The sequence below is a fragment of the Bacillus nitroreducens genome, assembly GCF_964021195.1.
In genome coordinates this window covers 763,535-786,151 of record NZ_CAXHYI020000003.1, presented here as the reverse complement: position 1 = coordinate 786,151, position 22,617 = coordinate 763,535, and the positions used below count along the sequence as shown (strand labels likewise).

At 41.0% G+C, this 22,617-nt stretch carries 16 protein-coding genes, 15 tRNA genes, 3 rRNA genes and 1 pseudogene; 31 read left to right on the top strand and 4 right to left on the bottom strand.

Annotated elements, in window-relative coordinates; all coding sequences use genetic code 11:
• The first annotated feature begins 179 nt into the window (after nucleotides 1–179).
• Together ACWPVE_RS07665 and ACWPVE_RS07660 are read left to right on the top strand one after the other, a co-directional pair.
• Entirely contained in the window at nucleotides 180–2,345 is a 2,166-nt protein-coding gene (locus ACWPVE_RS07665; RefSeq protein WP_453997402.1) for a Tex family protein, read from the top strand.
• 363 nt (nucleotides 2,346–2,708) lie between these two features.
• A pseudogene (locus tag ACWPVE_RS07660) lies at nucleotides 2,709–4,156 on the top strand (IS1182 family transposase).
• Between the two features lie 129 nt (nucleotides 4,157–4,285).
• Here the strand turns inward: ACWPVE_RS07660 and cmpA are convergent.
• Nucleotides 4,286–4,399 (bottom strand): cortex morphogenetic protein CmpA, encoded by a 114-nt coding sequence (gene cmpA, locus ACWPVE_RS07655; RefSeq protein ID WP_453992212.1) that lies wholly within the window; start codon nucleotides 4,397–4,399, stop codon nucleotides 4,286–4,288.
• A 154-nt stretch (nucleotides 4,400–4,553) separates the two neighbouring features.
• Here cmpA and ACWPVE_RS07650 point away from each other — a divergent pair, with 154 nt between their 5' ends.
• From ACWPVE_RS07650 to tsaD, 24 genes are all read left to right on the top strand, one after another.
• On the top strand, nucleotides 4,554–5,009 hold the full coding sequence (locus ACWPVE_RS07650) for a SprT family protein (RefSeq protein WP_453992210.1): 456 nt from the start codon (nucleotides 4,554–4,556) through the stop codon (nucleotides 5,007–5,009).
• Between the two features lie 126 nt (nucleotides 5,010–5,135).
• Nucleotides 5,136–5,210, top strand: a tRNA-Asn gene (locus ACWPVE_RS07645).
• 2 nt (nucleotides 5,211–5,212) lie between these two features.
• A tRNA-Ser gene (locus tag ACWPVE_RS07640) sits at nucleotides 5,213–5,303 on the top strand.
• A 9-nt stretch (nucleotides 5,304–5,312) separates the two neighbouring features.
• A tRNA-Glu gene (locus ACWPVE_RS07635) sits at nucleotides 5,313–5,384 on the top strand.
• Between the two features lie 58 nt (nucleotides 5,385–5,442).
• A tRNA-Val gene (locus ACWPVE_RS07630) sits at nucleotides 5,443–5,518 on the top strand.
• A gap of 206 nt (nucleotides 5,519–5,724) precedes the next feature.
• Nucleotides 5,725–5,799: transfer RNA gene (locus ACWPVE_RS07625), tRNA-Gln, on the top strand.
• A gap of 42 nt (nucleotides 5,800–5,841) precedes the next feature.
• Nucleotides 5,842–5,917, top strand: a tRNA-Lys gene (locus ACWPVE_RS07620).
• Between the two features lie 14 nt (nucleotides 5,918–5,931).
• A tRNA-Leu gene (locus ACWPVE_RS07615) sits at nucleotides 5,932–6,012 on the top strand.
• Nucleotides 6,013–6,029: 17 nt separating this feature from the next.
• Nucleotides 6,030–6,116: transfer RNA gene (locus ACWPVE_RS07610), tRNA-Leu, on the top strand.
• 86 nt (nucleotides 6,117–6,202) lie between these two features.
• Nucleotides 6,203–6,279: transfer RNA gene (locus ACWPVE_RS07605), tRNA-Arg, on the top strand.
• Between the two features lie 8 nt (nucleotides 6,280–6,287).
• Nucleotides 6,288–6,364 (top strand) — tRNA-Pro (locus ACWPVE_RS07600).
• A gap of 16 nt (nucleotides 6,365–6,380) precedes the next feature.
• Nucleotides 6,381–6,454: transfer RNA gene (locus ACWPVE_RS07595), tRNA-Gly, on the top strand.
• Between the two features lie 79 nt (nucleotides 6,455–6,533).
• Nucleotides 6,534–8,083: ribosomal RNA gene (locus ACWPVE_RS07590) — 16S ribosomal RNA — on the top strand.
• A 219-nt stretch (nucleotides 8,084–8,302) separates the two neighbouring features.
• Nucleotides 8,303–8,379: transfer RNA gene (locus ACWPVE_RS07585), tRNA-Ile, on the top strand.
• A gap of 17 nt (nucleotides 8,380–8,396) precedes the next feature.
• Nucleotides 8,397–8,472 (top strand) — tRNA-Ala (locus tag ACWPVE_RS07580).
• A gap of 150 nt (nucleotides 8,473–8,622) precedes the next feature.
• Nucleotides 8,623–11,554 (top strand): 23S ribosomal RNA (locus tag ACWPVE_RS07575).
• A 95-nt stretch (nucleotides 11,555–11,649) separates the two neighbouring features.
• Nucleotides 11,650–11,765 (top strand): 5S ribosomal RNA (gene rrf / locus ACWPVE_RS07570).
• Together the 16S, 23S and 5S rRNA genes with 15 tRNA genes alongside form the textbook arrangement of a ribosomal RNA operon.
• Nucleotides 11,766–11,783: 18 nt before the next feature.
• Nucleotides 11,784–11,860 (top strand) — tRNA-Met (locus tag ACWPVE_RS07565).
• Nucleotides 11,861–11,925: 65 nt separating this feature from the next.
• Nucleotides 11,926–12,001 (top strand) — tRNA-Asp (locus tag ACWPVE_RS07560).
• 521 nt (nucleotides 12,002–12,522) lie between these two features.
• Nucleotides 12,523–13,512 (top strand): thiamine-phosphate kinase, encoded by a 990-nt coding sequence (thiL, locus tag ACWPVE_RS07555; protein ID WP_453992208.1) that lies wholly within the window; start codon nucleotides 12,523–12,525, stop codon nucleotides 13,510–13,512.
• A gap of 10 nt (nucleotides 13,513–13,522) precedes the next feature.
• Entirely contained in the window at nucleotides 13,523–13,981 is a 459-nt protein-coding gene (gene tsaE / locus ACWPVE_RS07550; RefSeq protein ID WP_453992206.1) for a tRNA (adenosine(37)-N6)-threonylcarbamoyltransferase complex ATPase subunit type 1 TsaE, read from the top strand.
• Complete coding sequence (gene tsaB, locus ACWPVE_RS07545) at nucleotides 13,978–14,670, top strand: tRNA (adenosine(37)-N6)-threonylcarbamoyltransferase complex dimerization subunit type 1 TsaB (protein WP_453992204.1); 693 nt, start codon at nucleotides 13,978–13,980, stop codon at nucleotides 14,668–14,670. The genes tsaE and tsaB overlap by 4 nt, the downstream gene beginning before the upstream one ends.
• 2 nt (nucleotides 14,671–14,672) lie before the next feature.
• Nucleotides 14,673–15,143 (top strand): ribosomal protein S18-alanine N-acetyltransferase, encoded by a 471-nt coding sequence (rimI, locus tag ACWPVE_RS07540; RefSeq protein ID WP_453997400.1) that lies wholly within the window; start codon nucleotides 14,673–14,675, stop codon nucleotides 15,141–15,143.
• Nucleotides 15,133–16,149 carry a tRNA (adenosine(37)-N6)-threonylcarbamoyltransferase complex transferase subunit TsaD gene (gene tsaD / locus ACWPVE_RS07535; RefSeq protein ID WP_453992202.1) on the top strand — a complete coding sequence of 339 codons (1,017 nt, stop codon included), beginning with the start codon at nucleotides 15,133–15,135 and terminating at the stop codon, nucleotides 16,147–16,149. Before rimI ends, tsaD begins: the two co-directional genes overlap by 11 nt.
• Before the next feature lie 498 nt (nucleotides 16,150–16,647).
• On the opposite strand, the gene ACWPVE_RS07530 is transcribed toward tsaD, so the two are convergent.
• A complete protein-coding gene (locus ACWPVE_RS07530; RefSeq protein WP_453992200.1) occupies nucleotides 16,648–18,582 on the bottom strand; it encodes an ABC-F family ATP-binding cassette domain-containing protein in 1,935 nt (644 codons plus the stop codon).
• 133 nt (nucleotides 18,583–18,715) lie between these two features.
• Here ACWPVE_RS07530 and moaC point away from each other — a divergent pair, with 133 nt between their 5' ends.
• The 4 genes from moaC to tatC are packed head-to-tail and all read left to right on the top strand — an operon-like array spanning nucleotide 18,716 to nucleotide 20,852.
• Complete coding sequence (gene moaC, locus ACWPVE_RS07525) at nucleotides 18,716–19,204, top strand: cyclic pyranopterin monophosphate synthase MoaC (protein ID WP_453992198.1); 489 nt, start codon at nucleotides 18,716–18,718, stop codon at nucleotides 19,202–19,204.
• 18 nt (nucleotides 19,205–19,222) lie between these two features.
• The gene (locus ACWPVE_RS07520) at nucleotides 19,223–19,864 is read left to right on the top strand and encodes a redox-sensing transcriptional repressor Rex (protein WP_453992196.1); all 642 of its coding nucleotides are present in this window, start codon (nucleotides 19,223–19,225) and stop codon (nucleotides 19,862–19,864) included.
• Nucleotides 19,865–19,894: 30 nt separating this feature from the next.
• Nucleotides 19,895–20,086, top strand: coding sequence for a twin-arginine translocase TatA/TatE family subunit (locus ACWPVE_RS07515; RefSeq protein WP_453992194.1), 192 nt, complete (start codon nucleotides 19,895–19,897; stop codon nucleotides 20,084–20,086).
• 16 nt (nucleotides 20,087–20,102) lie between these two features.
• Entirely contained in the window at nucleotides 20,103–20,852 is a 750-nt protein-coding gene (gene tatC, locus ACWPVE_RS07510; RefSeq protein ID WP_453992193.1) for a twin-arginine translocase subunit TatC, read from the top strand.
• Nucleotides 20,853–21,001: 149 nt separating this feature from the next.
• Here the strand turns inward: tatC and ACWPVE_RS07505 are convergent, their stop codons facing one another.
• Together ACWPVE_RS07505 and ACWPVE_RS07500 are read right to left on the bottom strand one after the other, a co-directional pair.
• Nucleotides 21,002–21,205, bottom strand: a complete 204-nt coding sequence (locus ACWPVE_RS07505; protein WP_453992191.1) for a YdiK family protein — start codon at nucleotides 21,203–21,205, stop codon at nucleotides 21,002–21,004.
• A gap of 3 nt (nucleotides 21,206–21,208) precedes the next feature.
• Entirely contained in the window at nucleotides 21,209–21,946 is a 738-nt protein-coding gene (locus ACWPVE_RS07500; RefSeq protein WP_453992189.1) for a CPBP family intramembrane glutamic endopeptidase, read from the bottom strand.
• 354 nt (nucleotides 21,947–22,300) lie between these two features.
• Here ACWPVE_RS07500 and groES point away from each other — a divergent pair, with 354 nt between their 5' ends.
• Complete coding sequence (gene groES / locus ACWPVE_RS07495; protein WP_453992187.1) at nucleotides 22,301–22,585, top strand: co-chaperone GroES; 285 nt, start codon at nucleotides 22,301–22,303, stop codon at nucleotides 22,583–22,585.
• The last annotated feature ends 32 nt before the right edge of the window (nucleotides 22,586–22,617 follow it).

Genomic DNA, 22,617 nt, shown 5'->3' with positions numbered 1-22,617 from the left:
AAGAAGTTACCTTTTGGTAGCTTCTTTTGTTTTTTACTCCACAGAAAGTCGTATATGTGGATAGGTATTATTAAAAATTTCTTGTTAAGGAAAGTTTAATAATACTGAGATAGGGCAAGTTTGGTAAAATAGAATGGGTTAGAAGTGAAGGTAGGAGGAAAACAGTTTTGACACAGACTATGCAATCAAATGAATTGATGGTGAAAACCATCGCAAAGGAAATCGGAATTACGTCGAAGCAAGTACATAGTGTAATTAACCTCTTAGATGAAGGCAATACTGTCCCTTTTATTGCGCGTTATCGAAAAGAACTAACTGGTTCCCTAGATGAAGTGCAAATTAAAGATGTTCAGGAAAAATGGGCGTATTTGCAAAACCTCGAAACAAGGAAAGAAGAGGTTATTCGCCTAATTGCAGAACAAGGAAAACTAACTGATGAATTACAAGCAGAAATCATAAAGTCTACAAAACTTCAACAGGTCGAGGATCTGTACAGACCTTATAAGCAAAAACGACGTACGAAGGCAACAGTCGCAAAGGAGAAAGGTCTTGAACCTTTGGCAGAGTGGCTCTACACTTTCCCAATGAACGTAGATGTTATAAAATATGCGACTGATTTTGTTTCTGAGGAAAAGGAAGTCGCTACTGCAGAGGATGCCATACAGGGAGCAAAGGATATCATTGCTGAATGGATTTCAGATGATGCAGCTTTCCGTCAATGGATCCGCAATGAAACCTTTAAACAAGGAACAATTGAAACAGTTGTAAAGGATCAAGAGAAAGACGAAAAAAAGGTCTATGAAATGTATTACGAATATAAGGAACCAATTAATAAAGTAGTTCCTCACCGTATATTAGCTATGAACCGTGGTGAAAAAGAGGAGATCTTACGTGTAACGATTGAACCGCCTCTCGAGCGAATTTTATCTTATTTACATAGAAAAATTGTAAAAAAGGAAAATTCATCAGTCACTCCTTATATTCTTGAAACAATTGAAGATAGCTATAAACGCTTAATTCAGCCTTCGATTGAAAGGGAAATCCGAAAAGAACTGACAGAAAAAGCAGAGGATAGGGCCATTCACATATTCTCAGAGAACCTTCGTAATCTCCTTTTACAACCTCCTCTAAAAGGTAAAGTTGTGCTAGGGGTAGACCCTGCCTACCGTACTGGATGTAAATTGGCGGTTGTTGATGAAACAGGAAAGGTTTTAAAAATAGATGTTATATACCCTCATCCACCAGTTAACAAGAGAGAAGAAGCCGTTAAAAAAATAAAATCTGTTTTGCGAGATTTTAAGGTTGAAATGGTGGCGATTGGAAATGGCACAGCTTCAAGGGAGACGGAGCAGTTTGTTGCAGATGTTTTAAAAGAAGTTAATCAAGAAATTTTTTATTTAATCGTGAATGAGGCAGGTGCAAGTGTGTACTCCGCCTCTGATATTGCACGTGAAGAATTCCCTGATTTTCAGGTAGAAGAAAGAAGCGCAGTATCCATTGCAAGAAGACTTCAAGATCCTTTAGCAGAATTAGTTAAGATAGATCCAAAGTCAGTTGGGGTAGGTCAATATCAGCATGATGTATCTCAGAAAAAATTGAATGACCAGTTAACTTTTGTCGTAGAAACAGTCGTAAATAAGGTTGGAGTGAATGTAAACACAGCCTCTTCTTCCTTATTACAATATGTAGCAGGCTTATCAAAAGCTGTGGCCAACAATATCGTGAAAAAACGTGAAGAGGAAGGGAAATTTAAAAATAGAAGTGAATTAAAGAAAATTCCTCGACTAGGTGCAAAAACATATGAACAAGCTATCGGGTTCCTTCGCATAATAGATGGTGATGAACCACTCGATCGTACAGGGATTCACCCAGAAAATTATAAAGAGGTTAAAAAGCTTCTTGCGAAATTTGGTCTATCCAGTAAGGACCTTGGGACAGAGAAATTAAAGGAGGCTCTTCTCTCGGTCAAAACTGAGGAACTGGCAACTGAATTGGGAATCGGTGAAATCACAATTCATGATATTACTCAAAGTTTAGTCAGCCCAGAACGTGATCCACGTGATGAACTCGCAAAACCATTGCTTAAAAAAGATATCCTTAAGCTTGAAGACCTTGTTAAAGGGATGGAGCTTGAAGGGACTGTAAGAAATGTAGTGGATTTCGGGGCTTTTGTCGATATCGGAGTTAAACAAGATGGTTTAGTCCATATCTCTAAACTAAGTAACAATTTCGTTAAACATCCACTGGATGTGGTGTCTGTTGGTGATGTTGTAACCGTCTGGATAGATGATGTTGATGTGAAGAAAGGAAGAGTTGCATTGACGATGTTACAGCCTCAATCGTAAAAAACGCCTTATGTTTCACTTCGCATAATTGATGTTCGTTCGACGATTTTTCAAATTGTGAAATCATAATCAGGGTGTATTGAATAAGAAAAAACACTGCTCACGACGAGGGCACTGAAAAAGTCCCTTTCTAAAATTGGTGTTGATTTCCGCTGCAGCCACTCGCATTCCGCGGGCGGTCCGGGAGCCTCCTCGTCGCTGTGCTCCTGCGGGGTCTCCCCTGGCCACGCTTTTCCCGCAGGAGTCTCGTGCCTTCCGCTCCAATCAACATTAGTTAAAAAGGTATTATTTTCTCTGAATTTGAGAAAATAATACCTTTTTTCATTGTATAATGGTTGTATCAATTCTATGTGGGTGGGTTCTATGATTCAAAAACAACAATCAATGACTTTTAGTCCGTTTATGCAAATCTATGATATTGTCGTTCCGCAGGATAATATGCTACGGAAATTAATGAACTTGTGGACTTCTCTTTCGTATATGAAGAGCTTAAGGGAAATTACTGTCATGATAACGGTCGAAATGCTGTCGACCCTATTCGCATGTTCAAATATTTATTGCTAAAGACTATCCATGACTTGTCTGATGTTGATATTGTCGAGCGTTCTAAGTACGACATGTCCTTTAAGTATTTTTTAGATATGGCTCCTGAAGAGCCAGTGATTGATCCGAGTTCTTTAACTAAATTTCGAAAACTGCGTTTAAAAAATGTTGACCTATTAGATTTGTTAATCAATAAAACTGTAGAAATTGCGATTGAAAAAGAAATCATCAAAAGTAAAAGTATTATAGTAGATGCTACCCACACAAAAGCACGGTATAACCAAAAATCACCTAAAGAAATCTTAATGGATCGCTCAAGAAAGTTACGAAAAGCTGTATACCAAATAGATGAAACAATGAAAGATAAGTTTCCTAATAAAACTACAATTGATGCCCTAGAAGATGAAATTGAGTACAGTCAAAAACTTATAGATGTAATTGAGGAGGAAGAAACTCTTGTTCAGTACCCAAAAGTTAAGGAACAATTAAATTTATTGAAAGAAACTGTCGATGATGATATTGAACACTTACAGATTTCCGAGGACCAAGATGCAAAAATAGGGCACAAAAGCGATACTGCCTTCTTTGGATTCAAAACACATCTTGCGATGAGCGAGGAACGCATTGTCACAGCCGCGGCAGTTACTTCAGGTGAGAAAAATGATGGAAAACAACTTGAGACACTCATAGAAAAAAGTAAAAAAGCTGGAATAGATGTTGAAACAGTTATTGGTTATGCAGCCTACTCTGAAAAAGGAAATATTGAGTACACTGAAAAGAATGAAATAAAACTAGTTGCTAAATTAAACCCATCTGTTACTCAAGGTACTCGTAAGAAAGAGGATGTATTTGAATGTAATAAAGATGCTGGAATGTATGTCTGTAAGGCAGGACATATGGCCATTCGCAAAGCTCGACAAGGTAAAAAAGGCGTAGCTGCCAATCAAGTGGATACCTATTATTTTGATATCGAAAAGTGTAAACACTGTCCATTTAAAGAAGGTTGTTATAAGGAAGGTGCTAAAAGTAAAACTTATTCTGTTAGTATTAAATCAAATGTACATACTGAACAGATGGAATTTCAGGAAAGCGACTATTTTAAAGAAAAATCCAAAGAGCGTTATAAAATAGAAGCTAAAAATAGCGAATTAAAACACAGACACGGGTATGATGTAGCGAAATCCTCGGGTCTAATTGGCATGGAATTACAAGGTGCCATGGCGATATTTACGGTAAATATAAAGCGGATTTTAAAACTATTAGGGTAATAACCCAGGGTGAAATGGTATCATATGCATAAAAAAGACGACTTTTAATTCAAAAAATGAATTTTTAGTCGTCTTTTTTGATTTATCAATTTAATTACCTATAAAAACGTAAGTTTTTCAGCTGCCTCCTCACGAGCAGTGTTTTTTTCTATAAAAGTACCAGCACTGATTCAACAATTTAATTTGGTATCGATCTTTTTCGTAATAGGCACGTTTCATTTGGTTTTGAAGCCATATAGGCATATCCTATACCTCCTCGTGGATAAACTTAGGTCCTCAGATAAACATAATAAATGGTACTATAGAGATAAAGTAATCTATTAATTGGTTTGAGTATATATAATGTATGCAAACATAGTACGTCCTGTTCGAAAAGGATTGAAAGGAAGTAGAAATTGTGGAACAATTTGAACTTCAAAAAATTGTGGAGGAAGTATCTCTAGAGTATTTTGGTAAGCCATTTCTACATAAAGCCACCTTCAATAATCGATTGCAAACGACTGGTGGAAGATATCTGCTGAGAACACACAATATCGAGTTAAATCCAAAATACTATCAAGAACGTGGGATTGAAGAATTGGTTGGGATTATTAAGCATGAACTATGTCATTATCATTTACATATAGAGGGTAAGGGATACCGACACAGAGACCGTGACTTTCGAGAACTCCTAAAGGCAGTAGAGGCTCCTAGATTTTGCAAACCATTAGAATCTGTTTTGAAAAAGAAAAAATCAAAACAGTATTTGTATAGCTGTAAGAACTGCGGGTTAGGATATGTAAGGAAGAGAAGGATTGATACAAATCGATATGTTTGCGGCAAATGCTCAGGAAAATTATTGGAGATAAAATAAAAGTTGACTCTTCGTTTTGCGTGTGTTAAATTATAAAAGTCGCCGCAAAACGGTTGACTTTCTATAAAAAGAAGTTCTTGACAACAAGAAAATCTGTTTTTATAATAATACATGTCGCAACATTATTCCGCAGTAGCTCAGTGGTAGAGCTATCGGCTGTTAACCGATCGGTCGTAGGTTCGAATCCTACCTGCGGAGCCAATGGGGAAGTACTCAAGAGGCTGAAGAGGCGCCCCTGCTAAGGGTGTAGGTCGCGTAAGCGGCGCGAGGGTTCAAATCCCTCCTTCTCCGCCATTTTAATATGGCCCGTTGGTCAAGCGGTTAAGACACCGCCCTTTCACGGCGGTAACACGGGTTCGAATCCCGTACGGGTCATGCGATCATGGGATGTAGGGTTGATAAACTCCTACCTCCCATTTCTATCTCTTAAAACGGAGGATTAGCTCAGCTGGGAGAGCACCTGCCTTACAAGCAGGGGGTCGGCGGTTCGATCCCGTCATCCTCCACCATTTATGAATATAGTTGTATATTATACCGAAACGTACGGATAATAACCTGGAATAAGGAAAGGGATTATCTATTACTGAATCTCGTTGATATATAGTAACGCCAACTATATTCCGTAATATTTCCTTTTGGGATATTTCAAAATATCCTCTTGCTATGCAAGTTCATGAAGATACTTATAAGAAGAGGATTCATAATGAAAATTCATTGGGCTATAGCCAAGTGGTAAGGCAACGGACTTTGACTCCGTCATTCGTAGGTTCGAATCCTGCTAGCCCAGCCATTTATCCTTATATAGCAAGGATTATTATGCAAAAACATGTAGGAGCCATTAGCTCAGTCGGTAGAGCATCTGACTTTTAATCAGAGGGTCGAAGGTTCGAATCCTTCATGGCTCACCATTTTACTTAAATATGCGGGTGTGGCGGAATTGGCAGACGCGCTAGACTTAGGATCTAGTGTCTTTGACGTGGGGGTTCGAGTCCCTTCACCCGCATTAAGTTCTATCAACTTGCGGTCGTGGCGGAATGGCAGACGCGCTAGGTTGAGGGCCTAGTGGGAGTTGATCCCGTGGAAGTTCGAGTCTTCTCGACCGCACCAAAAAAAGTTTTTTAAAAAAGTACTTGCAATAATGCTTGTGAGATGTTATTATAGAAAAGTCGCTGATTTCAAACGACTTACAATATGCGCCCGTAGCTCAATTGGATAGAGCGTCTGACTACGGATCAGAAGGTTATGGGTTCGACTCCTTTCGGGCGCGCCATATTTTATCGGGAAGTAGCTCAGCTTGGTAGAGCACTTGGTTTGGGACCAAGGGGTCGCAGGTTCGAATCCTGTCTTCCCGACCAGACGAAATTAAATGTTGCGGGTGTAGTTTAATGGTAAAACCTCAGCCTTCCAAGCTGATGTCGTGAGTTCGATTCTCATCACCCGCTCCAATTTAGTTCTTTGAAAACTAAACATAATACAAGCGTCAACGTTAATTCTAAGTAACAAACTTATTGAGCAATCAATACTCTATTGGAGAGTTTGATCCTGGCTCAGGATGAACGCTGGCGGCGTGCCTAATACATGCAAGTCGAGCGAATCTAAGGGAGCTTGCTCCCAAAGATTAGCGGCGGACGGGTGAGTAACACGTGGGCAACCTACCTGTAAGACTGGGATAACTTCGGGAAACCGGAGCTAATACCGGATAACATATGAGACCACATGGTCTCATATTAAAAGATGGCTTCTCGCTATCACTTACGGATGGGCCCGCGGCGCATTAGCTAGTTGGTGAGGTAACGGCTCACCAAGGCAACGATGCGTAGCCGACCTGAGAGGGTGATCGGCCACACTGGGACTGAGACACGGCCCAGACTCCTACGGGAGGCAGCAGTAGGGAATCTTCCGCAATGGACGAAAGTCTGACGGAGCAACGCCGCGTGAGCGAAGAAGGTCTTCGGATCGTAAAGCTCTGTTGTTAGGGAAGAACAAGTATCGTTCGAATAGGGCGGTACCTTGACGGTACCTAACCAGAAAGCCACGGCTAACTACGTGCCAGCAGCCGCGGTAATACGTAGGTGGCAAGCGTTATCCGGAATTATTGGGCGTAAAGCGCGCGCAGGCGGTCCTTTAAGTCTGATGTGAAAGCCCACGGCTCAACCGTGGAGGGTCATTGGAAACTGGGGGACTTGAGTGCAGAAGAGGAGAGCGGAATTCCACGTGTAGCGGTGAAATGCGTAGAGATGTGGAGGAACACCAGTGGCGAAGGCGGCTCTCTGGTCTGTAACTGACGCTGAGGCGCGAAAGCGTGGGGAGCGAACAGGATTAGATACCCTGGTAGTCCACGCCGTAAACGATGAGTGCTAAGTGTTAGAGGGTTTCCGCCCTTTAGTGCTGAAGTCAACGCATTAAGCACTCCGCCTGGGGAGTACGGTCGCAAGACTGAAACTCAAAGGAATTGACGGGGGCCCGCACAAGCGGTGGAGCATGTGGTTTAATTCGAAGCAACGCGAAGAACCTTACCAGGTCTTGACATCCTCTGACACTCCTAGAGATAGGACGTTCCCTTCGGGGACAGAGTGACAGGTGGTGCATGGTTGTCGTCAGCTCGTGTCGTGAGATGTTGGGTTAAGTCCCGCAACGAGCGCAACCCTTGATCTTAGTTGCCAGCATTCAGTTGGGCACTCTAAGGTGACTGCCGGTGACAAACCGGAGGAAGGTGGGGATGACGTCAAATCATCATGCCCCTTATGACCTGGGCTACACACGTGCTACAATGGATGGTACAAAGGGCAGCGAAACCGCGAGGTTAAGCCAATCCCATAAAACCATTCTCAGTTCGGATTGCAGGCTGCAACTCGCCTGCATGAAGCCGGAATCGCTAGTAATCGCGGATCAGCATGCCGCGGTGAATACGTTCCCGGGCCTTGTACACACCGCCCGTCACACCACGAGAGTTTGTAACACCCGAAGTCGGTGGGGTAACCGTAAGGAGCCAGCCGCCTAAGGTGGGACAGATGATTGGGGTGAAGTCGTAACAAGGTAGCCGTATCGGAAGGTGCGGCTGGATCACCTCCTTTCTAAGGAAAAAGTCGAAAAGCGAAGGTGACTGTTCAGCCTCGACAAGTGCTGGAACTTCTGAAGGAAAAGTCAGTAGACTTTGACAGAAGAAGTGAAGCAACCTCGAGAGGCTAGGAACCGTAGCTAGACAATAGAAGTTCTACGAACTTCATAAAAAAGACGTTTTGTATTATGTTTAGTTTTGAGAGAGCTATTGTTCTCTAGTTAAATATATGAATGGGCCTATAGCTCAGCTGGTTAGAGCGCACGCCTGATAAGCGTGAGGTCGATGGTTCGAGTCCATTTAGGCCCACCATTCATTAAAAAATATTCGGGGCCTTAGCTCAGCTGGGAGAGCGCCTGCCTTGCACGCAGGAGGTCAGCGGTTCGATCCCGCTAGGCTCCACCAAATCTTACTGATGAAATCGTATTTGATTGAAATCAGTTATTTTGTTCCTTGAAAACTAGATAACGTAACAAAACATTCATTGAAGTAAAGTTCTTTAAACTTATAGGCGCATGAGAAGCGAAGAAATTTGCAGCTTATCGAAGCCGAACAGGTTAAGTTATAAAGGGCGCACGGTGGATGCCTTGGCACTAGGAGCCGATGAAGGACGGTACTAACACCGATATGCTTCGGGGAGCTGTAAGTAAGCATTGATCCGAAGATTTCCGAATGGGGAAACCCACTGCTCGTAATGGGGCAGTATCCTTACCTGAATTCATAGGGTAAGCGAAGGTAGACCTGGGGAACTGAAACATCTAAGTACCCAGAGGAAGAGAAAGCAAACGCGATTTCCTGAGTAGCGGCGAGCGAAACGGAAGATAGCCCAAACCAAGAGGCTTGCCTCTTGGGGTTGTAGGACACTCTATACGGAGTTACAAAAGAGCGAAGTAGACGAAGTGACCTGGAAAGGTCCGTCAGAGAAGGTAACAACCCTGTAGTCGAAACTTCGTTCTCTCTTGAGTGGATCCTGAGTACGGCGGGACACGTGAAATCCCGTCGGAAGCTGGGAGGACCATCTCCCAAGGCTAAATACTCCCTAGTGACCGATAGTGAACCAGTACCGTGAGGGAAAGGTGAAAAGCACCCCGGGAGGGGAGTGAAATAGAACCTGAAACCGTGTGCCTACAAGTAGTCAAAGCACATTAATGTGTGATGGCGTGCCTTTTGTAGAATGAACCGGCGAGTTACGATTACGTGCAAGGTTAAGTCGAAGAGACGGAGCCGCAGCGAAAGCGAGTCTGAATAGGGCGAATGAGTACGTGGTCGTAGACCCGAAACCAGGTGATCTACCCATGTCCAGGGTGAAGTTCAGGTAACACTGAATGGAGGCCCGAACCCACGTACGTTGAAAAGTGCGGGGATGAGGTGTGGGTAGCGGAGAAATTCCAATCGAACTTGGAGATAGCTGGTTCTCTCCGAAATAGCTTTAGGGCTAGCCTCGAGTATAGAGTCTTGGAGGTAGAGCACTGATTGGACTAGGGGCCCTCATCGGGTTACCGAATTCAGTCAAACTCCGAATGCCAAAGACTTGATTCTCGGGAGTCAGACTGCGAGTGATAAGATCCGTAGTCAAGAGGGAAACAGCCCAGACCACCAGCTAAGGTCCCAAAGTATACGTTAAGTGGAAAAGGATGTGGAGTTGCTTAGACAACCAGGATGTTGGCTTAGAAGCAGCCACCATTTAAAGAGTGCGTAATAGCTCACTGGTCGAGTGACTCTGCGCCGAAAATGTACCGGGGCTAAACGTATCACCGAAGCTATGGATTGTTCTTACGAACAATGGTAGGAGAGCGTTCTAAGTGCAGCGAAGTCAGACCGTGAGGACTGGTGGAGCGCTTAGAAGTGAGAATGCCGGTATGAGTAGCGAAAGAGGGGTGAGAATCCCCTCCACCGAATGCCTAAGGTTTCCTGAGGAAGGCTCGTCCGCTCAGGGTTAGTCGGGACCTAAGCCGAGGCTGAAAAGCGTAGGCGATGGACAACAGGTTGATATTCCTGTACCACCTCTTTACCGTTTGAGCGATGGAGGGACGCAGGAGGATAGGGTAAGCGCACTGTTGGATATGTGCGTCCAAGCAGTTAGACTGGTAAGTAGGCAAATCCGCTTACCGTAAGGTTGAGCTGTGATGGCGAGGGAAATAAAGTACCGAAGTTCCTGATTCCACACTGCCAAGAAAAGCTTCTAGCGAGGTAAATGGTGCCCGTACCGCAAACCGACACAGGTAGGCGAGGAGAGAATCCTAAGGTGATCGAGAGAACTCTCGTTAAGGAACTCGGCAAAATGACCCCGTAACTTCGGGAGAAGGGGTGCTTTTTAGGGTGCATAGCCCTGAAAAGCCGCAGTGAATAGGCCCAGGCGACTGTTTAGCAAAAACACAGGTCTCTGCGAAGCCGCAAGGCGAAGTATAGGGGCTGACACCTGCCCGGTGCTGGAAGGTTAAGAGGAGGGGTTAGCGCAAGCGAAGCTCTGAATCGAAGCCCCAGTAAACGGCGGCCGTAACTATAACGGTCCTAAGGTAGCGAAATTCCTTGTCAGGTAAGTTCTGACCCGCACGAAAGGTGTAACGATCTGGGCACTGTCTCAACGAGAGACTCGGTGAAATTATAGTACCTGTGAAGATGCAGGTTACCCGCGACAGGACGGAAAGACCCCGTGGAGCTTTACTGCAACCTGATATTGAATTTTGGTACAGCTTGTACAGGATAGGTAGGAGCCTTGGAAGCCGGAGCGCTAGCTTCGGTGGAGGCGTCGGTGGGATACTACCCTGGCTGTATTGAAATTCTAACCCGAAGGCCTTATCGGCCTTGGAGACAGTGTCAGGTGGGCAGTTTGACTGGGGCGGTCGCCTCCTAAAGAGTAACGGAGGCGCCCAAAGGTTCCCTCAGAATGGTTGGAAATCATTCGTAGAGTGTAAAGGCACAAGGGAGCTTGACTGCGAGACCTACAAGTCGAGCAGGGACGAAAGTCGGGCTTAGTGATCCGGTGGTTCCGCATGGAAGGGCCATCGCTCAACGGATAAAAGCTACCCCGGGGATAACAGGCTTATCTCCCCCAAGAGTCCACATCGACGGGGAGGTTTGGCACCTCGATGTCGGCTCATCGCATCCTGGGGCTGTAGTCGGTCCCAAGGGTTGGGCTGTTCGCCCATTAAAGCGGTACGCGAGCTGGGTTCAGAACGTCGTGAGACAGTTCGGTCCCTATCCGTCGTGGGCGTAGGAAATTTGAGAGGAGCTGTCCTTAGTACGAGAGGACCGGGATGGACACACCGCTGGTGTACCAGTTGTCCTGCCAAGGGCATAGCTGGGTAGCTATGTGTGGAAGGGATAAGTGCTGAAAGCATCTAAGCATGAAGCCCCCCTCAAGATGAGATTTCCCATAGTGTTAAACTAGTAAGATCCCTCGAAGATGACGAGGTTGATAGGTCAGAGGTGGAAGCATGGTGACATGTGCAGCTGACTGATACTAATCGATCGAGGACTTAACCAAATAGAATTGCGAAGGCGACTGTATAGGAGCCGTAGCAAGACATTAATGAATGTGCCTACGTTATCTAGTTTTGAAGGAATAAATCCTTCAAATAGTCTAGTGACGATAGCGAAGAGGTCACACCCGTTCCCATACCGAACACGGAAGTTAAGCTCTTCAGCGCCGATGGTAGTTGGGGCATTGCCCCTGTGAGAGTAGGACGTCGCTAGGCTAGCAAATATTTTATTATCGCGGGGTGGAGCAGTCTGGTAGCTCGTCGGGCTCATAACCCGAAGGTCGTAGGTTCAAATCCTGCCCCCGCAACCAAAAAAACTATTGACGACTAAGCTGTATTATTGTAAAATAATTTTTGTTGCTAATTATTAAATATTGGTCCCGTGGTGTAGCGGTTAACATGCCTGCCTGTCACGCAGGAGATCGCCGGTTCGATCCCGGTCGGGACCGCCATATTTTACAAGTAAACGAAACTTTTGGTTTCGTATTTTTTTTTGATTTTTTCAAAACCATAGTCATGATGCTATGGTTTTTTATTTGTGGAAAAGATATGAGAATCTCAATTGAAATCCCCTTCATAACGGGATTCGAAGTTATTTCCTATATGTTCTTCATGAGTAGTATGAAGGACTAAATCAAAAGATTCTCGATTAGTAAGTCCTTCAGCTTTGGCCTGACATCAGAAGAAGCACAGTTGAAAAAGTCCTTAGTATGTATCATGACGCCCCCTTTCATCCTAGTACCAATCCAAGAGTATTCAATAATATCTTAAGGCTAACTATCTTGCAATGCAGCAAGAAAATGCTGTCATCACGAAGACCCATCAATTTTAATTCAAATAGAAGGTTATCTTTTTTTGCTGAATTGGTTGAAATACGGTAAAATTATAATGATGTGTAAGGTCCTTAGGCGTTGTCCTAAGGCTTTTTTTCACGACTTACAATTTTCTTTGTGACTTTTTAGGAGTGACTATGATGGCATTGCAGGATGAGTTTCACTTTATTAATAAAATCAAACCAAAAAGTATATCTCAATCAGGATTAATTGCTGGAATTGGTGATGATGCAGCTTTATTTCGTCCAACGTTGGAAATGGAACAAATAATCTGCATGGATACGATGGTGGAGGGAATTCACTTTACCTCCAACACATTGACTCCATATCAAATTGGCTATAAGGCATTAGCTGTTAATATAAGTGATATTGCAGCAATGGGAGGGATTCCTACTTATTATTTAGTGTCGATTGCAATTCCTAAGAGTTGGAATGAGTCAGATTTGTTATCGATTTATGAAGGAATGGCAATGCTAGCAGATAAGTACCAAATGGATTTGATCGGTGGAGATACTGTCTCAATTGCTGAGACTTTGGTCATTACCGTTACTGTTCTTGGTGAGGTTGAAAAAGGTAAGCATTTATTACGCAGTCATGCTCAACCTGGTGATATCGTCTTTGTGTCTGGGACGGTTGGGGATTCAGCTGCAGGTTTAAGTTTATTATTAGAGCATGGAAAAGACCATTTGTTTACAGCGTCGGAAGAAATATTGATCAAGAAGCATCAATATCCTGTCCCAAGAGTTGAAATTGGGAGGCTTTTATCTACTTTTGATAGGGTCTCGTTGAATGATGTTAGTGATGGTTTGGCAAGTGAAACAAATGAGATTGCAAAGGCTAGTAGTGTTACTCTATTAATAGATCAAGATCAAATCCCTTTCAGCGAACCAGTCTTAAGTCATTTTCACGACCGTGCACTTGAGTTAGCAATGTATGGTGGGGAAGACTTTGAGTTAGTCGGAACAATGGCTGCTTCAGATTGGGATATACTACAGAAAAAGGCTAAAGAACATGGCTATCTCCTTTCGAAAATCGGTACTGTTACAGATGGCCCCCCATCTGTATTACTGAATCATAAGGGAGAATTACATAAGTTGGAGATGAAGGGATACAACCATTTTACAAAATAAGGTGGAGTTTATGGAAAAATTTGAGTTTATAACGACCACACCTGAAGAAACAGGGAATTTTTCAGATAGATTGGCCCAAAAGTTACAACCAGGAGATGTGATTACCCTTGAAGGGGATTTAGGGGCAGGTAAAACGACATTTACAAAAGGGCTTGCAAAAGGGTTAGGGATAACTAGAACAGTGAATAGCCCTACATTTACGATTATAAAAGAATACAAAGGGAGGCTCCCTTTGTATCATATGGATGTATATCGCTTGGAGTTTAGTGATGAGGATCTTGGATTTGATGAATATTTTGAGGGTGAGGGTGTGACGGTTGTGGAGTGGGCACATCTTATTGAAGATAGACTTCCCAACGAGCGCCTTACGATTAAAATTGAACACCAAGGTGATATGGAACGAAAGATTACGGTGATACCAATAGGGGAACGGTATCAACAATTATGTGAGGAGTTATTTGCCGAATGAAAGTGTTAGCGATAGATACATCCAACTTTGTATTGGGAGTTGCTCTAGTAGAAGAGGAAAAGGTAATTGGTGAAGTTATTACGAACTTGCCAAAAAACCATTCTGTCCGTGTGATGCCTACAATTGAACAGTTGATGAAAGAATGTGGAATAAAGCCAAAAGAGCTTGAAAAGATCGTTGTGGCAATGGGTCCAGGCTCCTATACTGGAGTGAGAATTGGAGTAACGATTGCTAAAACATTGGCTTGGTCTTTACAAATTCCGTTGGTTGGTGTTTCAAGTTTAGAGGCTCTAGCAGCTAACGGAAGGCATTTTAATGGCTATATCTCTCCATTATTTGATGCTAGAAGAGGACAAGTATACACAGGCCTTTATCAGTTTGAAGGACAGGCATTGACTTGTGTTGAGGAAGATAAAATTATTTTATTATCGGAATGGTTAGAAGAACTGAAGAAAAAAGAGACCCCAGTTCTATTTATTGGTAATGATTTAGTGATCCATAAGGAACAGATAGAAACAGAATTTGAACGATTCGCATATGTTGCACCATATACAGATTGGAATCCGAGACCAAGTGAATTAGCTGTATTAGGAAAGGATAAAGCCCCTGTTGATGTACATACATTTGTACCGAATTATATACGTTTAGCAGAGGCAGAGGCGAATTGGTTAGGGAAGAGGCAGGGTTAATCATGGAAGATATTATTGATCAACAGATTATTTTTCGTTTCATGACATTAGCCGATATAGATGGTGTTATGAAAGTTGAGAAATCAGCATTTACTGTACCGTGGAAGAGGGAAGCTTTTTATAATGAGTTAGTACACAACCAGTTTGCAAAATATATTGTCATGACGGATCATGACGAAGTAATAGGATATTGTGGCATGTGGCTTATTATGGATGAGGCTCACATTACCAATATTGCGGTGCTGCCAGAGTATAGAGGAAAAAAATTAGGTGAGGCTCTACTTATGCAGGCGAAGCTTTTAGCCATGCAGCATCAGGCGACTACTATGACGCTTGAGGTTAGAGTATCTAATCATGTTGCCCAAAATCTCTATAAAAAACTAGGATTTAAACCAGGTGGAATTCGTAAAAATTATTATACGGACAATAATGAAGATGCGTTAGTTATGTGGGTGAATTTAAATGAGTGTTAATCAAATCATAATGGGAATCGAAACAAGCTGTGATGAAACGGCTGTTTCAATTGTACGGAATGGACGAGAAATTCTGTCAAATGTGGTAGCATCGCAAATCGAGAGTCATAAACGCTTCGGTGGTGTTGTTCCAGAAATTGCATCAAGGCACCATGTTGAAGCTATCACACTTGTCATTGAAGAAGCATTGCAACAGGCTGATATGACCTTTGAAGATATTGATGGAATTGCTGTAACTGAAGGGCCTGGTTTGGTAGGGGCGTTGTTAATTGGAGTGAATGCTGCGAAAGCAATAGCGTTTGCCCACGACATTCCTCTTTTGGGTGTTCATCACATTGCAGGTCATATTTATGCAAACAGGCTAGTAGAGGAGTTAGAGTTCCCTTTATTGGCATTGGTGGTATCAGGCGGACATACGGAGTTAGTTTATATGGAAGAGCATGGATCTTTTCAGGTAATTGGAGAAACGAGGGATGATGCAGCTGGTGAGGCGTATGATAAGGTTGCAAGAACTCTTAATCTCCCATATCCAGGTGGCCCTCATATTGATCGACTAGCACATGAGGGCAATGCAACAATTGATTTACCAAGAGCATGGCTAGAAGAGAATTCATATGATTTTAGTTTTAGTGGGTTGAAATCAGCTGTAATCAATACACTTCATAATGCAGAGCAACGTGGGGAAACAATTGACCCGAAGGATCTCGCAGCAAGCTTTCAAGAAAGTGTAATAGATGTTTTAGTGACTAAGACTGTGAAGGCCACTAAAGAATTTAAGGTGAAACAAGTATTATTAGCAGGTGGAGTTGCCGCGAACAAAGGTCTCAGAAATGCTCTAGAGCTTGCGTATTCTGAAATACCAGATGTAAAGCTAATTATTCCACCACTTTCACTATGTACAGATAATGCTGCGATGATTGCAGCAGTTGGAAGTGTCTTATACGAAAAAGGGAAGCGTTCATCTTATGCATTAAATGCAAACCCTGGCCTAGATATTGAAGTATGATTTATTCGATTCGTAAATTCTATAAACTAAAGAGAGTCCCAAGTGAATGCCTACACTTGGGATTTATTTGTTTTCCCTTAACATTTTTATATTCATCTTAGAAATACCTAAACAATTCTTATGCTCCAAATCCTAATACCAAACGATATCTGAACTTCTAGGGAGGCATCTTAAGAAAAATCATTATTCATTAAAACAAAATGACATTTATTATGGATGACTATGGATAAAGATAGTTCATAAGTTCTATGTTTTTGTTGATAAATAATCCACAGGTTTGTCTAATTTGTGGAAAACTTTTTAAATGTACTGAAATACCTAATGTGAGTTTGTGGACATTTATTGTGGATAACTTTGTTAATAATTGTGGATAATGTGGATAGTTCGGTGTATAACTGGGTATTTTGTGGAAAAGAGGTATGAAAAATATCCCCATCTCAACATTTTGGATGGGGATATCGTATATTTGTGGATAGGGGAAAAGGTCTAGTCTATTCGTTATCCACTAATTTCATGAAGGGATTCCCATTCCTCCATTAACTTTTCTAATTTTGCTGTGGATTTCTCATTTTCATCATTGATTTTCTGAACTTCTTCATGGTTTTGATAGACTTCAGGGTCACAGAGAAGTCGCTCATTTTCTTCTATTTTTTCCTCGATTGTAGATATTTCAAGTTCAATTTCTTCAATTCTACGCTTTCGTTGGCGTTCTTGCCTTTTTAATTCTTTTTCCTGTTCATATGAAGTTTTTTCTTGAATGACTTCTCGTTTGTCGGTCTTTTTATCCTCCGCTTCAAGTCGAGCAAGTTCTTCCAATTCGAACTTCTTTTCAAGATAATAGTCATAATCACCAAGGTATTCAGTCAGGCCATCTCTGGATAACTCAAATACCTTTGTTGCAATGCGGTTTATAAAATATCGATCATGGGATACAAACAAAATGGTCCCGGGATAATCAATAAGTGCATTCTCGAGAACTTCCTTACTATCTAGGTCTAAATGGTTTGTAGGCTCATCCAAGATTAGAAAGTTTGACTTTTCCATCATCAACTTTGCCAGTGCAAGTCTTGCTTTCTCTCCACCACTTAATGTAGAGACGGTTTTTAACACATCATCCCCTGAAAATAGGAAATTTCCAAGAACCGTTCGAATTTCTTTTTCAGGTTTAAGTGGATACTCATCCCATAATTCATTTAAAACCCGTTTGTTTGAGGTTAGGTCTGCTTGTTGCTGGTCATAGTAGCCGATTGTCACATGAGAACCGAAACGAATCGTACCATCGACATGATCAAGTTTATCAGTAATCGCTTTTAATAATGTTGATTTTCCAATACCGTTTGGTCCGACTAGAGCTATGCTGTCCCCACGAAAAATATTAAAATGGATATCTTTTACGATAGGTTTCCCTTTTTCGTAGGAAACGGAAATATCTTTCGCGCTAAGTACATCATTTCCACTTTGTCTTTCAATTTCAAATCGGAAGGAAGCTGATTTTTCATCTCCTTGTGGCTTGTCCATAAGTTCCATTTTTTCAAGTTGTTTACGTCTACTTTGAGCACGCTTCGTTGTCGAGGCTCTAACTAGGTTTTTAGCAATAAAGTCTTTTAGTTTTTCGACTTCATCTTGTTGCTTTTCATATTTTTTCAGTTCAAGCTCATAGTTTTCAGCTTTGAGTTTTAAGTAGTTACTATAGTTTCCGACATATCGAGTGCTTGTATGTCGTGATATCTCATAGACTTGATTGACCACTTTATCAAGGAAGTAACGATCATGAGACACGATTAACAGTGCGCCAGGATATCCTTGAAGATATTGTTCTAGCCAAGTTAGGGTGTTAATATCAAGGTGGTTAGTGGGCTCGTCAAGAATTAATAAATCTGGTTTTGATAGTAATAGTTTACAAAGAGCAAGACGTGTCTTTTGACCACCACTTAAGCTAGAAATTTTCGTTTGGTAGTCTTCTTCTGTAAAATTAAAACCATGTAAAATGGATCGAATATCAGCTTCGTATTGATAGCCGCCCATTTCTTTAAAGTTAACTTGAAGCTGATCATATTCCTCTAGCAATTTTTGATAATCGATTGGATTTTCAAATAGAGAAGGATCTCCCATTTTTACTTCAAGGGTTCTAATGTCTTTTTCAAGCTTTTGTAAGGGTGCAAATACGGTTAGCATTTCCTCCCAGATGGTGAGTGTTGATTCAAGTCCAGTATCTTGAGCGAGATAATCGATTGTGACACTTTTAGGCTTAATAATCTCGCCGCCATCATGAGACATCTGACCTGCTATAATTTTTAAAAGTGTTGATTTTCCAGCGCCGTTTCGACCAACAATAGCAATTCGGTCACGTGTTTGTACTTCTAACTTTATATTCGATAAAATAAGATCAGCAGCAAAATATTTTTTGAGCTGATTTACTTGTAGTAAAATCATACTATTTCACCTCTTGTTTCTACCAACAGTGTATCTTATATTATCGTAAGAGAGCAACTGCAATGATAATGTTCACACACGTTTCGCAGACAGATGTGGTAAAATAGTGTATAGTTTATGGGAGGGTCGATAGATGTCAGCATTTACCCATTTTAATGAGCAGGGTCGAGCTAAGATGGTCGACATTACGGAGAAGTCAGATACAGTCCGTACAGCTATTGCAAAATCTAGTATAACTGTAAATAAAATGATTTATGAGCAAATCGTAAATAATGAGATTAGCAAGGGTGATGTTCTTGCAGTATCACAGGTTGCAGGGATTATGGCAGCCAAAAAGACGTCAGATCTCATTCCGATGTGCCATCCATTGGCATTGAAGGGCGTCGATATTTCATTCAGTTGGACAGTAGGAGACGAATATATTCTTCATATTACGGTTGAAGTAAAGACAAAGGGTAGCACGGGAGTAGAAATGGAAGCACTTACGGCTGCTTCTGTCTGCGCTTTAACAGTTTATGATATGTGTAAAGCAGTTGATAAAGGGATGGTCATTGGACCAACCTACCTAGCAGAAAAAACTGGTGGAAAGAATGGAGATTTCAAAAGGGAATTTAAAGGCTAGTAGTGGGGGAATATACACATGAATCTGGAACAATCAAAAATACCACAAGCAACTGCCAAAAGGCTACCACTTTATTATCGGTTTCTGAAAAACTTGCATGCGTCGGGGAAGCAAAGGGTGTCATCTGCAGAACTGAGTGAAGCGGTAAAGGTCGATTCTGCTACGATTAGGCGCGATTTTTCCTATTTTGGAGCGCTAGGAAAAAAAGGGTATGGCTATAATGTTAATTACTTATTATCCTTTTTTAGTAAAACGCTCGATCAGGATGAATTAACAAAAGTTGCACTAATTGGTGTAGGAAATTTAGGCACAGCATTTTTGAATTATAATTTTTCGAAGAATAATAATACAAAAATTGAGCTTGCGTTTGATGTGGATTATAATAAGGTAGGAAATAGTGTTGGTGGAGTCAAGGTACACCATTTAGATGATCTTGAAAAAGTATTGCCTGATGATGTAACAGTAGCGATCCTAACAGTACCTGTCGGCGCTGCCCAGGCGATTACGGATCGTCTTGTCGTTAAAGGCATAAAAGGTATCTTGAATTTTACACCAGCAAGAATCAATGTCCCTGAACATATTCGAGTTCATCATATTGATTTAGCTGTTGAGCTACAAGCACTTGTTTACTTTTTAAAGCATTATTCAAATGAGGAATAGAAACTTTTATTTGTGGGGAGGTGACTTACGATGGGAAGTCTCGGTTTCGGTAGTATCTTTTTAATTGTGGTTGCAGCATTACTCATTTTTGGACCTAAGAAGTTACCTGAGCTTGGAAAAGCAGCGGGGAATACTTTGCGTGAATTTAAAAACGCGACAAAAGGTTTAGCTGATGATGACGATGATGATGTTAAGAAGAAAGAATCTCATGATGTGAAGTAATGATAGGATGAGTCATATGAACGAAAAAGAAATGTCCGTCTACGATCATATTGGTGAGCTACGAAAACGACTGATTTATGTAGTCGTTTTCTTCTTCATAGTTGCATTAGGGAGCTTTTTTCTCGCCGAGCCTGTAATTGTTTATTTGCAAAACGCGGAAGAAGCGAAAGAGCTAACGATGAATGCTTTCCGTATGACAGATCCGATTAAAATTTATATGCAATTTGCGTTTATTATAGCGTTAGTTATCTCGTCGCCTTTTTTACTTTATCAACTTTGGGCATTTATTAGTCCAGGTTTGTATGAGAAGGAACGGAAGGTAACACTAAGTTATATTCCAATCTCTGTTTTTTTATTTTTAGTAGGAATCTCATTCTCTTATTTTATTTTGTTTCCGTTTGTTGTGAACTTTATGTCCAGATTAGCGGTACGACTTGATATTAATCAAGTGATAGGAATTAATGAATACTTTCAATTTCTGTTACAGCTTACCTTACCGTTCGGATTTTTGTTTCAGCTGCCAGTAATTGTGATGTTTTTAACAAGACTGGGAATTGTAACACCAATGTTTCTTTCTAAAATACGGAAGTATGCGTATTTTATACTTTTAGTCATCGGAGGGTTAATTACACCTCCCGAGTTAATCTCGCATTTAATGGTCACTGTACCGTTATTCGGACTATATGAAATTAGTATAATCGTATCAAGAAGTGCATATAGGAAAGCTTTGAAAGCGGAAATGATGGCTGCTAATAGTATGGAATAAAAAAGAAAAGCGGAAGTGCCTTGCTCAGCCCCGACAAGCATAAGAAAATCTGTCGAGAAGGTTGTGCTTTGACCTTCATGACAGATTGGCTAGACCCAGTGGGGCTAGGCGCTGTAGTTAGACAATAAAAAATAACCTCCGTTGTGAGGTTATTTTTTTGTGACTTTTTTTATTTTACTATGTAGGGAAAACATTCGGATGGCCATACCGAAGTCAAAGGTTGCAAACAGGACGAGAAAAATGGTGGAAAAGTTCCAGATTGTCTCCGTTGCAAAGCCAATCGCAAAATAAGTAAAAAGTGTTCCCATTAACGCGTAAAAGATGCCCATCGCAAAAGGTGAAGTTCTTCGCATATACTAAAAGCCTCCAATAAATGTTTGTTGCAGTTTCTCGGCTTGCTTCATAATCCTTTCTATATCATCAGCAAAAATCGTCTGAACAGCAACGACAAATGTATTCATCGCAACATGTGCAAAAATTGGTACAATGATCCGCTTAGTTTGTACATAAAGGAATGCAAAGGTGAAGCCCATCGCTGTATAAATAAGGATATGAGTAAAATCCATATGTACAGCAGCAAAAATTAAGGAACTAATTAAGCCCGATATGAAAAAGTTGAACTTTTTATATAATGATCCAAAAATAATTTGTCTAAAAATAATCTCTTCAAGTATTGGACCAATAATGGATACGACAATCACAAGTAGTGGAAGAGATTTCACAAGGGCCATAATTTCTTGCGTATTTTCTGAGCCTGGCTCAATTCCAAACAGGTGAATTTCGATGTTAGCCGCTAAAATTTGTGAAGTCATGGCCATAAATACACCTGCAATTGCCCACCCGATTGCTTCACCCTTAGAAGAACGTTCAAGGTTTTGATGTCTTTCCCTTATATCTTGTCGCAATAAAAATAAAACAATAGGGAGCGCTGCAACAAAACTAATAATTGTCCATGTCGCAATAATTGTGTTTTTAGCTTTGTCTGGATCCAAATCATCTCCAACGCCAAGAAACAAGAGAAGTGGGATCCCAAGAATTCCAGAAAACTGCATAATGATGTACGTTAAAATGACATACCAATATCTAATTTTCATGTAAATCTCCTTTTAACTAGGTGGAATATTTATCTATTATATCGATTTATTTGTCCACCATCTGATTGTAACATATATTCATCTTTATCCATTAGTATAATGCAAATCCAATATTTCATAGAAAAAAACGAAATAATTTTGTATAAAAGGTTTATTTTTCCTGATTGTGAGATACGATAGGTAGGTGGATGGTTTAGCATTTTTATGGAATGAAATTTTTTAAAAATTTCTTTATCAAATACTTGCAAAAAAAGTAGAGATTATTTAATATAATAATTGTGTTAGCACTCAGGTGATATGAGTGCTAATAATAAGACGAATCCATATTTAAATTATCTGAGGAGGTTGTTTGACTTGTTAAAGCCATTAGGTGATCGCGTTATTATTGAACTAGTTGAATCAGAAGAAAAAACTGCAAGCGGAATCGTATTACCGGATTCTGCAAAGGAAAAACCTCAAGAAGGTAAAGTTGTTGCTGTAGGTACTGGTCGTGTACTAGACAGTGGCGAAAAAGTAGCTCTAGAGGTTGCTGTTGGTGATCGAATTATCTTCTCAAAATATGCTGGTACTGAAGTGAAATACGAAGGTACTGAATACTTAATTTTACGTGAAAGCGACATTTTAGCTGTTATCGGTTAATAGAAAGCATGTCATATATCATAGAATTCTAA

Bases quoted from the DNA above. Each gene is read 5' to 3' on its own strand.
- ACWPVE_RS07665 (WP_453997402.1), top strand. From the start codon at position 180: ATGCAATCAAATGAATTGATGGTGAAAACCATCGCAAAGGAAATCGGA.
- cmpA (WP_453992212.1), bottom strand. From the start codon at position 4,399: ATGCCTATATGGCTTCAAAACCAAATGAAACGTGCCTATTACGAAAAA.
- thiL (WP_453992208.1), top strand. From the start codon at position 12,523: ATGGCATTGCAGGATGAGTTTCACTTTATTAATAAAATCAAACCAAAA.
- tsaE (WP_453992206.1), top strand. From the start codon at position 13,523: ATGGAAAAATTTGAGTTTATAACGACCACACCTGAAGAAACAGGGAAT.
- tsaB (WP_453992204.1), top strand. From the start codon at position 13,978: ATGAAAGTGTTAGCGATAGATACATCCAACTTTGTATTGGGAGTTGCT.
- rimI (WP_453997400.1), top strand. From the start codon at position 14,673: ATGGAAGATATTATTGATCAACAGATTATTTTTCGTTTCATGACATTA.
- tsaD (WP_453992202.1), top strand. From the start codon at position 15,133: ATGAGTGTTAATCAAATCATAATGGGAATCGAAACAAGCTGTGATGAA.
- ACWPVE_RS07530 (WP_453992200.1), bottom strand. From the start codon at position 18,582: ATGATTTTACTACAAGTAAATCAGCTCAAAAAATATTTTGCTGCTGAT.
- moaC (WP_453992198.1), top strand. From the start codon at position 18,716: ATGTCAGCATTTACCCATTTTAATGAGCAGGGTCGAGCTAAGATGGTC.
- ACWPVE_RS07520 (WP_453992196.1), top strand. From the start codon at position 19,223: ATGAATCTGGAACAATCAAAAATACCACAAGCAACTGCCAAAAGGCTA.
- ACWPVE_RS07515 (WP_453992194.1), top strand. From the start codon at position 19,895: ATGGGAAGTCTCGGTTTCGGTAGTATCTTTTTAATTGTGGTTGCAGCA.
- tatC (WP_453992193.1), top strand. From the start codon at position 20,103: ATGAACGAAAAAGAAATGTCCGTCTACGATCATATTGGTGAGCTACGA.
- ACWPVE_RS07505 (WP_453992191.1), bottom strand. From the start codon at position 21,205: ATGCGAAGAACTTCACCTTTTGCGATGGGCATCTTTTACGCGTTAATG.
- ACWPVE_RS07500 (WP_453992189.1), bottom strand. From the start codon at position 21,946: ATGAAAATTAGATATTGGTATGTCATTTTAACGTACATCATTATGCAG.